A 7,739-nucleotide genomic window follows, 5' to 3' on the forward strand; every position below is an offset into this window, starting at 1 on the left:
GCGCCAACCGGGCGTTCCTGCGTCGGGCGGTGCGTTACTGCCTGGAGGACGGCATCACGCAGTTCCTCGACCTGGGCTCGGGCATCCCCACCGTCGGCAACGTCCACGAGGTCGCCCTGGCCGCCGACGAGCGGGCGAGGGTGGTCTACGTCGACAACGAGCCGGTGGCCGTGGCGCACACCCGGCGGCTGCTCGAGGGCGAGCCCCGGGCAGCGATGGTGCACGCCGACCTCCGCGACACCGAGGCGGTCCTCGGCGCACCAGAGGTGACCGAGCTGCTCGACTTCGACCGGCCGGTCGCGCTGCTGCTGGTCGCGGCACTGCACTACGTCGGGGCCGACGACGATCCCGACGCGCTGCTGGCCCGCTACACCGCCGCGCTGCCGCCCGGCAGCGCTTTGGTGGTCTCGCAGGTCACGATGGACCAGCGGGACCCGGACGAGGTGGCGGAGATACTGGAGATCTTCGCGCGGACGGCCACGCCGCTGACGATGCGGTCCCGCTCCGAGATCCGGGATCTGGTCCACTGCGCCGGGTGGGAGCTCGTGGAGCCAGGGCTGGTGTGGTCGCCGGAATGGCACCCCGACTCCCCGCCGGATGCCCAGTGGCCACCGGCCGCGTCGAACTCCTGGGCCGGGGTCGCCCGCCGCTGAACCCACCGCGGACCCGGCACCGGGCAGCCCGCCGATCCTGCTGCCGTTTGATCAGGCGCAGCCACTTCCGTTTTCGTGGCAGGCCCTGTGCGCTCTCGCAGTCCCACGGCATGAGGACGCCCAAGCAACGCCTCTAGGTCCAGAGTCCCGTAGTCTGGTATCTCATCGACACACGGGAGGCTGCGATGAACGAGGGCCCGAGGACCGGACCGAAGTACTTGGAGATGGAGCGGATGGAGGCCCGTCTGCGTCCGGGCCAGGTTGACGCGTTGACTCAGCTCAAGCGTAACGTTGCTGCTCAGCGTGCGAATCGTTCGGAGCGGATCACGGAGAACACGTTGTTGCGGCTCGCGGTGGATCTGCTGCTGGCGCATCGCCACCAGCTGCGCGGTGATACCGAGGACGAGCTGCGGCAGTCGATCCTGCCGCTCCCGGCCGACGATCGGATCGAGTGAAACGAACGAACTTACGGAGTCTGTAATTTTGTGAGAGGATGGTGGCATGACCGAGAAGATCTCCTCGCTGAGCTCCCGGGGGCTGGGCGGCCACCTCGGCGTGGCGCAGCAGGAACGCCCCTGCGTGTTCTGCGGCAAGGACACCGCGATCCGGGTGCATCACGCCCCGGCGCACGGCGGGTGCTGGGAACAAGCCGGCCGCCCCGCCCAGCTTCCCGGCGCCACCACGCCCACCGACGACCCCGGTCCGTCACAGCCCCCGGCGGCTGAGCCTCGCCGCCGCAACCCCACCGCGGAATCCGGGTTCACCGTCGAGCCCGCGGCCGAGCAGCGCGACTTCCTCGCCGCCCTGCGCCGCCGCGTCCCCGACGCAAGCCCGCAGGATGCCGCAGTGGCGCTGGAGCGCTGGCACGAGCACGTGCAGGTCTCCGGGCAGCCGCTGCGGTTCGTCTCCAACGCCGGTCGCACCGGCATCGTCGCCTTCGAGTGGCTCACCGCCCGCCACGGCGCCATGCGCATGCCCGCCCAGCTCGCCTCCGAACGGGCATGGGAACTGGCCCGCTCCCAGCGGGTGCTGCGCGTGCTGTCCTGGACCGACCCCGAGGTACCCCTCACCCCGGAGCAGCACGTGGTCGAAACCGACGTGCACGCCCAGTACCTCGCCGCGGCCCACTCCACCAAGTGCGGCGACGGCGAACCCGACCAGCTCGACACCGACGAACTCGCCGGCATCGACCCGCTCGCGCTGGTCAAGGTCCCCGGCTACCTCACCCTGGCCGCCGCCCCAGACCTGAGGTCATGCCCACCGCACGTCCAGCACGCCTTCGCCGGCCTCGAACCCGGCAGCGTGCTGCCCACGCCGCTGGCCGCGTACCTCGTCCGCGACCACCAAGTGGCGCTGCCCCTGGAATCGGCGGTGGCGTGGTGGCGCGACCGCCGCGACGAGCACGGCAAGACCATCCACCCCTACGGCCCCCGCCTGTCCCGGTGGGCAGGACTGTTCGTGCCCGCCCGCGAACAACTCCTGCGCGCCCGCCACGACGGCGACCACGCCGCCGGCCTGGCCGTGCAGGTCCTCAAGTCCACCTACAGCACGTTCCTCGGCGGGCTGCTGCGCTCGGTGGAGCACAACGACACCGACACCCTGCGCCCGGACTGGTCGGACCAGGTCATGGCCCAGGCATCGGCGAACATGCTGCGCCACCTCGACAAGGTCTGGGCCGCCTCGGCAGCCCGCCCGCTCGGCGGCATGAAGGACGCCGTGTGGTGGCCCACCGACACCACCCTGACCCTGCCCGAGGGACTGCAGATCTCCGACGAACACGCCGAACGCCCCTGGCAACCCGGCAAGTGGCACCCCACCCGCTGGACCCCGGCCACCGACGAGATCCGCACCGCCCACACCAACGGCACCCCCACCGCGCTCCGCAAAGCCATCATCAGCGGCGACCACACCCGCCGCGCGAACAGGAAGAGCTGATCGATGCGTTTCGACGAGCTCGTCGACGACCTGGCCGCCCACTGCCACGGCGAGCAGCTCGCCCACCTGCTCAGCGACGAAGAACTCGTCGAACAGATCACCGACGACCAGCTCGCTGAGTGGCTCACCGTCGACGCGGCGCAGGAGCTCATCCGCGACTCCCACGGCCGCCACGCCAGCCGCTGGCTGGCCGAAGCCGCCGACATCGCCCCCCGCACCGCCCGCCGCTGGCTCGGCCCGACCCCGCCCCGAGCCCGGCACGACACCATCACCGCACTGGCCCTGACCACCCTGCCCCCACACCGCAGGCCCACCCTGGCCGCGGACCTCACACCCACCGACGTCCGCACGGCGATCGCCGACCTCCTGATCCCGCACGACCTCCGCGCCGCCGACGTTCTGCGCGGCGCCACCGGCCGCGTCGACGTCGGCAAGATCGAAGTCCTCTACGACGGCCTGCCCGAGGGCTACCGCAACATCGGCGTGGTGCACATCGACTTCAGCCAGGTCATCACCGCCCTGACCAACCACGACCTCGCCACCGCCGCCGGCGCACTCAGCGACGCCATCCTCGACGCCTACGGCCCCGACCTGTCCGAAGTCCTCGACATCGACGACTTCGGCAACATCGACATCGAACTGCGCTGACCACCCGGACCTGAAGGAGACGACGATGACCGCACCAGGACAGCCCCAGACCCAGACCGCCACGTTCGCCGACAGCGCCGCCATCGACGCCTGGATCAAGCAGCTCTCACGCGAGCACGTCGTCACCGGAACCACTGAATCCGAGACCTCCGGCGGCAAGATCAAGGTCACCGTCACCTACCACCGCCGATGAGGCTGACGCGCGTCTCGACCGCAACGCCCGGGCCCGGGGCGGCAGTAGGTGAGCCGCGTTGTTCGGCTGCATCATCTCCCTACCGGAGCCCCGGCCGCGATCTCCGCGCCGGGGCTTTCGCCTGTCCCGGGAGCCGGACGAGTTGCGCGCGGCGGCACGGGCGCTGGTCGAGGCGGCCCGGCATGGTTGGCAGCCGACCAGGGCAGAGGAACGCGTGGTCGAAGCGGTGGACCGAGCGGCACCTCACCGGACGCCCCGCAGTCGAGATCAAGCAGGTCTTCGACGCCGCGCTGGCCGCCGAGCTGTCGCCGCAGCTGCGGCGCCTGCTGACCGCCGCAGCAGATCACGGTGACCGGTTCGGCCGCGACTGTCCCACCGGGGCTGGGGGGGCGGGGGTAGGGTCGCGAGGTCCCGCAGTACGGCGGTGGAGATCTGTCTGGAGTGGCTGATGTCGTCGTTGATCGTGCCGCCGGTGATCCGCGTGGTCGCGTGGGAAGGCCTCGAGGTCTCGCTGGGGGAGTCGGTGGGGTGCGGGACGTGCCGTCGGGGCGAGGGGCTGCGCCTGGTGGTTGCCGGGGAGCATCTCGTGGCGGTGTGGTGCGCCCGCGGGCATCTCACGGCGTTGCCGGAGCGCACCACCGCCGAGGTTCTCGCGGCGGTACCGGAGCAGGACTGGGCGCGGGTGGAGCTGGGCTGCGACGGGACGGTGCCGGACATGGCCGAGCAGGCCTGGCCCGGCCTGGCCGCAGTCGTCGGCGAGGTGGGTTACCACTGGCTGCGCTCCACCTACGGGGCGCCGCGGTCCGATCCTCCGCCGGCCGCGGAGGAACAGGACGAGCACGACGAGCTGCGCGAGCAGCTGGCGGTGCTGCTGCGCGACCGCACCACCGCCGCCGCCGGGCATGCCGACTCGGTCCTGCTGCTGCCGGTCACCGGCCGCGAGCTGGAACTGCTCCTCGAGGTCCTGCTCGACGAGGATGGCCCGCCGGGGCAGCGGATGCTGGCCGGGGACCTGCTGGCGCGCGCCGACGACCTGCCGCAGACCCAGGACGCCAGCCCGGAGCGGCTGCGGGACCTGGTGCGGCGCCACTCCACCGGGATCCAGCGGCTGCTGCGCGCCGGATCGCACACCCGCCCCGGCGGCTGGTAGCCGGGAGCCTGCTCAGCGCCGAACGGGAGCCTGAAAGCACGGGCCCGGCCGCGAGCCCTGATCGAGGAGCTGCTCGGTGACCGCCGGCACCCGTTTCGGCTGCCGTTGAGGCGTTGCGCAGAGGCGGTCTCGTGCGGCCTACCGCGCATGTGGCCTGGGAGTATTACAGCTGATGACCAAGCCGGGCGGGTCATGTATTGTCTGCGGCGTCGTCAACAACTTCCGAGTCCGGAAGTACGCTGAAGGGCTGCGGGAACACAGCGGGCCCCCGGGGCTGCCACCCCAGAGGCCCGCACTCGTGCTCACGACGAGCAACGACGGAGAACTACAGCAGCTGACCCACGAGCTCGATCACTCCGGTCAGCAGCGTGATCCCCGCTACTGCGAGCCCGGTCCACCACGGACCGGGCTCGTTGCTGCCGCCTGCAGACGGCATGACAACACCTACCTTTCCTCCAAGGACCGCCGCATGAGGGCCATGCGACGGACACCGGAGGAAAGTTCAGCGCGTCGATCACTGTTCCACATGCCCCTGCAACTCCGCATCCGGGTGCGGGCTCGGCATGTTCGGCACATCGCACGCCGTGTTGCCGGTGTGCCCCGCTGCGTTCGCGCAGCCCGCGCGGGCGGCGCATCGTGAACCGGTGGGACCAGAGGATCTGGCTCGAGCGCGCCCCGCGGCCGAGCTGCCACCGGAAGGACCGTGGTCGTTCGAAGCCAAGGCCGACGGATGGCGCGGCATGGTCGATCTCGAGCGGCGGCGGGTGTGGTCCCGGCAAGGTCGCCGCCTCGACGCCCGGTTTCCCGAACTGCTCTCCCCAGCCGAGGTGGGCGCGGTGCTCGACGGGGAGATCGTTGCGGTCCGCGGCGGGCGGCTCGAATTCGGCGCGCTCCAGCAATCCCCCCAGCGCCGCCGCGAGGAGGGCGTCACGGTCGTGCTGTGGGCCTTCGACCTGCTGTCCTTCGAGGGGCGGTCGCTGCGCTCGCTGCCCTACCGGCAGCGGCGGGCCGAGCTCGCCGACTGGATCACCACTGCCGGGGACGGGACGGTCCAGTTGATGCCGGCCACACCGTCGCGGTCCGGCGCCCTGGAGTGGTTGGGTCCGGCTTGGGCCGAGGTCGGGGTGCAGGGCGTGGTCGCCAAGCCCTTCGCCGGTACCTACCGGCGCGGGACGGCTTCCGGCTGGCTCAAGATCCGCAGCCGGGCCACCACGGAAGCCGCGGTGCTCGGGATCGCACGCACCGGGGCGGTGGTGCTGGTGCTCGGGCGCCCCGGCCCGGACGGTGCGCTGCGGCCTGCCGGGGTCAGCGCACCGCTGGCAGCACCGGTGGCCGCCGAGCTGCGGCCGCAGCTGCACGCGGCGGGCGCGCAGCGGTGGCTTCCGGGGGCCCTGCCCGGCCAGGATCCGGTTCTGTACGCGCCGGTGGAGCCGGTGGTCGTCGAGGTACTCGCCGACGCCGCCGTCGACCACGGCCGATGGCGGCACCCGGTCCGGGTCGTGCGGTCACGCCCGGACCTGCATCCTGGTGATCTGCCGCCACTGGAGTGATCAGCACCAGTCCCCGGCGAGGCCAACGCCGCCTTCGACTGGGCCCAGGGCCTGCTCGGCTCCGCCGCCAACGGCGTTTCCTGCGCTGGCGGGCAGTTCAGTTCAGCCAGCTCCATCGTGCCGGGTTGCGGGTGCGGGCGGCCTGGACCAGCGGCGGCACCGGTGGCTGCTCCCATCCGTAGATGCGGGTCAGCACGCGCACCGGGTGTTCACCGAGCTGGTGCAGCGCAGCGGCGTGCTGCCCCACTGGCTCGTGTTCGCAGACCGTGCATTGAAAACTGCGCGACCCCACCGGGTGCTCGCGGACCTGGCAGGTGCGGTCGAGCGACGGGATCGCCTCCAGCATGGACATCCACGGGTTGGCCGCCCGCGCCGCGATGGCCAAACGCCCGTCCGCATCGACTTCCCGCGGCCCCAGCCACGGGCGCAGCAGGAGGGTCCACTCGCGCGTAACGCCGTTGGCCCGCATCTGCTCGGAGGGCAGGATGTGGCCGTTCTCGTCGAAGACGGGGTAGTTGCGGTCACCCCACACCTCGTAGCGCCGCTCGAGGTAGTTCTGCTCTGTGCGGGTCAGCGACACCCCGGTGGCGACGACTCGCGTGATCCGTGCGCTGCGGCAGCGCAGGAACACCTCGGGGAACACGGAGTAGTCCGGGTCGCTCTGCGGGACGTCGACCGGTTCGACCTCGTAGACGTCGCCGTGGCCTTCCTTGCTGGTGTGGGCGTTGACGAAGCGGCTGGCATAGCCGGTGGCCACGTCCGCGTCGGCGGTGATGTAGACCCACGCCGGATCGTAGGGCGCGTCCGCCGCGTAGTACCGGAACTTGAATCCGAGCCGCTGCGCGGGCCACAGCACATCCCCGGGGCCTTTGCCGGGCACCCCGCCATGGAAGTACGGCCCCGCGGGCACCGGCGAGGCCGTCGCCGCGGTGGCGCGCTTTTTGCGGGCTCGTGCCCCCTTGCCCATGATCTGTCTCCTGCGTATCAGCGGTCAGATGCCGGCCGCCTTGTGCCAGTTTTGTCCGTCTCTCCCCAGTGCGGTGGCGGCGGCCAGTGCGAGGGTGGCGTGCACCTGGGCTGTAGCGATCAGCTGATCCGCCCGTTGTTCGGAGACGGCGTCCTCCGCGGCATCGAGGTACTCCTCGGCGGCGGTGTAGTGATCAGGACCGTTCATGGAGCCAGTGTGCCAGGGTGATCACTGCAGAGGTGACCGATCGGTCTGGTCGCCCTGGATCCCGAGCACGTGCGCCACGTCGTCGGCCGCCGCCCGAACCCTGTCCCGGCCGCTTACCCGCCGAGCGGGATCTGGTGGGCCCGGGGCCAGTGATACCGGTGCTGTGCGGCGTCCTGGTGGACCGCGCACAGCCACAGCTCCCGGATCGTCCACGGCGCCCGGCCCGGCCGCACCCGACGCAGCGGCGACTGCAGCAGGCCGGAGTCGCGCTCGCCGATGGCGTAGGCCAAGGTCACGTGCGGCGGCCACCCTGCGCGGCCCAGCGCGTTGGGACCGAGTACCCCGGTGATCGCGGTCCGGACCCGCTGCTGCAGCGCGTCGAGCGCTCCGTCCGGACCGGCGTCGACGACATCGAGCAACACCCCGGACGACCCGG

The 7,739-nt window shown here is 71.6% G+C and carries 10 protein-coding genes; 7 read left to right on the top strand and 3 right to left on the bottom strand.

Annotation, left to right across the window (positions count from 1 at the left end; genetic code table 11):
• The 7 genes from ABD976_RS29200 to ABD976_RS29230 form a co-directional block, all read left to right on the top strand.
• Positions 1 to 653: SAM-dependent methyltransferase (locus tag ABD976_RS29200; protein WP_345368275.1), on the top strand; the 653-nt coding region annotated here is incomplete at its 5' end.
• Positions 654 to 838: 185 nt separating this feature from the next.
• On the top strand, positions 839 to 1,108 hold the full coding sequence (locus ABD976_RS29205; RefSeq protein WP_345368276.1) for a hypothetical protein: 270 nt from the start codon (positions 839 to 841) through the stop codon (positions 1,106 to 1,108).
• A 46-nt stretch (positions 1,109 to 1,154) separates the two neighbouring features.
• Positions 1,155 to 2,588: a hypothetical protein gene (locus tag ABD976_RS29210; RefSeq protein WP_345368277.1), complete on the top strand. Its 1,434-nt coding sequence runs from the start codon at positions 1,155 to 1,157 to the stop codon at positions 2,586 to 2,588.
• 3 nt (positions 2,589 to 2,591) lie between these two features.
• Positions 2,592 to 3,236: a hypothetical protein gene (locus ABD976_RS29215; protein ID WP_345368278.1), complete on the top strand. Its 645-nt coding sequence runs from the start codon at positions 2,592 to 2,594 to the stop codon at positions 3,234 to 3,236.
• Positions 3,237 to 3,261: 25 nt separating this feature from the next.
• Positions 3,262 to 3,429, top strand: coding sequence for a hypothetical protein (locus ABD976_RS29220; protein ID WP_345368279.1), 168 nt, complete (start codon positions 3,262 to 3,264; stop codon positions 3,427 to 3,429).
• A gap of 448 nt (positions 3,430 to 3,877) precedes the next feature.
• Complete coding sequence (locus tag ABD976_RS29225; protein WP_345368280.1) at positions 3,878 to 4,579, top strand: hypothetical protein; 702 nt, start codon at positions 3,878 to 3,880, stop codon at positions 4,577 to 4,579.
• Positions 4,580 to 5,142: 563 nt separating this feature from the next.
• Complete coding sequence (locus ABD976_RS29230) at positions 5,143 to 6,129, top strand: ATP-dependent DNA ligase (protein ID WP_345368281.1); 987 nt, start codon at positions 5,143 to 5,145, stop codon at positions 6,127 to 6,129.
• Between the two features lie 97 nt (positions 6,130 to 6,226).
• On the opposite strand, the gene ABD976_RS29235 is transcribed toward ABD976_RS29230, so the two are convergent.
• The 3 genes from ABD976_RS29235 to ABD976_RS29245 all read right to left on the bottom strand — a co-directional run.
• Positions 6,227 to 7,096, bottom strand: coding sequence for a hypothetical protein (locus tag ABD976_RS29235; protein WP_345368282.1), 870 nt, complete (start codon positions 7,094 to 7,096; stop codon positions 6,227 to 6,229).
• A gap of 24 nt (positions 7,097 to 7,120) precedes the next feature.
• A complete protein-coding gene (locus ABD976_RS29240; protein ID WP_345368283.1) occupies positions 7,121 to 7,303 on the bottom strand; it encodes a hypothetical protein in 183 nt (60 codons plus the stop codon).
• A 113-nt stretch (positions 7,304 to 7,416) separates the two neighbouring features.
• A partial coding sequence (locus ABD976_RS29245; protein WP_345368284.1) for a 2'-5' RNA ligase family protein occupies positions 7,417 to 7,739 on the bottom strand: 323 nt, incomplete at its 5' end.

The organism is Saccharopolyspora cebuensis (assembly GCF_039542665.1).
GTDB lineage: Bacteria > Actinomycetota > Actinomycetes > Mycobacteriales > Pseudonocardiaceae > Saccharopolyspora > Saccharopolyspora cebuensis.

What these genes read in the sequence shown, in the direction of transcription:
- ABD976_RS29230 (WP_345368281.1), top strand. Translation starts at nt 5,143, where the DNA reads ATGTTCGGCACATCGCACGCCGTGTTGCCGGTGTGCCCCGCTGCGTTC.
- ABD976_RS29240 (WP_345368283.1), bottom strand. Translation starts at nt 7,303, where the DNA reads ATGAACGGTCCTGATCACTACACCGCCGCCGAGGAGTACCTCGATGCC.
- ABD976_RS29215 (WP_345368278.1), top strand. Translation starts at nt 2,592, where the DNA reads ATGCGTTTCGACGAGCTCGTCGACGACCTGGCCGCCCACTGCCACGGC.
- ABD976_RS29220 (WP_345368279.1), top strand. Translation starts at nt 3,262, where the DNA reads ATGACCGCACCAGGACAGCCCCAGACCCAGACCGCCACGTTCGCCGAC.
- ABD976_RS29225 (WP_345368280.1), top strand. Translation starts at nt 3,878, where the DNA reads ATGTCGTCGTTGATCGTGCCGCCGGTGATCCGCGTGGTCGCGTGGGAA.
- ABD976_RS29235 (WP_345368282.1), bottom strand. Translation starts at nt 7,096, where the DNA reads ATGGGCAAGGGGGCACGAGCCCGCAAAAAGCGCGCCACCGCGGCGACG.
- ABD976_RS29205 (WP_345368276.1), top strand. Translation starts at nt 839, where the DNA reads ATGAACGAGGGCCCGAGGACCGGACCGAAGTACTTGGAGATGGAGCGG.
- ABD976_RS29210 (WP_345368277.1), top strand. Translation starts at nt 1,155, where the DNA reads ATGACCGAGAAGATCTCCTCGCTGAGCTCCCGGGGGCTGGGCGGCCAC.